The following is a 1,437-nucleotide window of genomic DNA, read 5'->3' as shown; positions in this document are numbered from 1 at the left end:
CAGGAACTCCATGATCAACGAAAGCCGCACCCGCCGTGCCCACCCCCATGCCATCTCGGCCTATCGGCGGACGCTCTGAATGAGTCGACATTTTCTCCCGGGGGTGGTCAACCAGGAATGCCTACGCGGAGTCAGGGCTCCACGGGGATCGAGGCTGTCGGCTCCGTCGCTGTCCGAACCTTCGCAGCCCACCAGAGCCAGTCGAACCCCCACACGGCTCTGTCAGCACACCAGAGCATGGATGGCCATCACGTGAACGCCATGGCCGGCGACGGAAGTGGCGCGCCCCGCAACCACTTCGCCGACTACGACGAACTGCCCGAAGGGCACTTCTACGACCCCGACGCCGAGTACGAGCCCGACCCCGAGTACGCGGCCACCCTCGCGCCCGACGCTGCCCGCCAGCGCCGCGAGCGCATCGGCCCGACCGGTCGCCCGCTGCCGTACTTCCCGATCCCGGGACCGCTGACCAACCACGGTCCCGCGACGATCATCGCCATGTGCAACCAGAAGGGCGGCGTCGGCAAGACCACGTCGACCATCAACCTGGGTGCGGCGCTCGCGGAGTACGGACGCCGGGTACTGCTCGTGGACTTCGACCCGCAGGGCGCGCTGTCGGTCGGTCTGGGCGTCAACCCCATGGAGCTCGACCTCACGGTCTACAACCTGCTCATGGAGCGGGGCATGTCGGCCGACGAGGTGCTCCTGAAGACGGCGGTCCCCAACATGGACCTGCTGCCCAGCAACATCGACCTGTCCGCCGCCGAGGTCCAGCTGGTCTCCGAGGTCGCGCGCGAGTCGACGCTCCAGCGGGCCCTGAAGCCGCTGATGGACGACTACGACTACATCGTGATCGACTGTCAGCCCTCGCTCGGCCTGCTCACCGTCAACGCGCTCACCGCCGCCCACAAGGTGATCGTGCCGCTGGAGTGCGAGTTCTTCGCGCTGCGCGGTGTCGCCCTGCTGACGGAGACCATCGAGAAGGTCCAGGAGCGGCTCAACCCGGAGCTGGAGCTCGACGGGATCCTGGCGACCATGTACGACTCGCGCACGGTGCACAGCCGTGAGGTGCTCGCGCGGGTCGTCGAGGCCTTCGACGACCACGTCTACCACACGGTCATCGGGCGCACGGTCCGCTTCCCGGAGACCACGGTCGCCGGTGAGCCGATCACCACCTACGCGTCCAACTCCGTCGGTGCCGCCGCCTACCGCCAGCTCGCCAGGGAGGTGCTCGCCCGGTGTCCCGCCGAGTGAGTCTGCCGGGGGCCGACGAACTCTTCCGTACGACAGGGGGAATGGCGCTCCAGCCGTCCGCACCCCGGCGCCCCGCCAACGGCGAGGCCCGGGTTCCCGCTCCGGCGGGGGACGGCGACGGTGCGGCGCCCGGTTCCGCCGAGAACGCGCCGCACGCCGTGCCCGCACAGGGCGGGGACGGCG

Annotated in this window: 1 protein-coding gene and 1 pseudogene; both read left to right on the top strand. The window is 69.5% G+C overall.

The window, feature by feature from the left end:
• Positions 1 to 117: 117 nt before the first annotated feature.
• Complete coding sequence (locus BM536_RS21010) at positions 118 to 1,254, top strand: ParA family protein (protein WP_079275197.1); 1,137 nt, start codon at positions 118 to 120, stop codon at positions 1,252 to 1,254.
• Positions 1,239 to 1,437: pseudogene (locus BM536_RS41810) on the top strand (hypothetical protein); the annotation flags it as partial. The gene BM536_RS21010 and the pseudogene BM536_RS41810, both read left to right, overlap by 16 nt.

It is taken from the genome of Streptomyces phaeoluteigriseus (genome assembly GCF_001896135.2).
GTDB lineage: Bacteria > Actinomycetota > Actinomycetes > Streptomycetales > Streptomycetaceae > Streptomyces > Streptomyces phaeoluteigriseus.
Note: the sequence above shows the minus strand (reverse complement) of the source record. Positions and strands in the feature narration are given on the sequence as shown.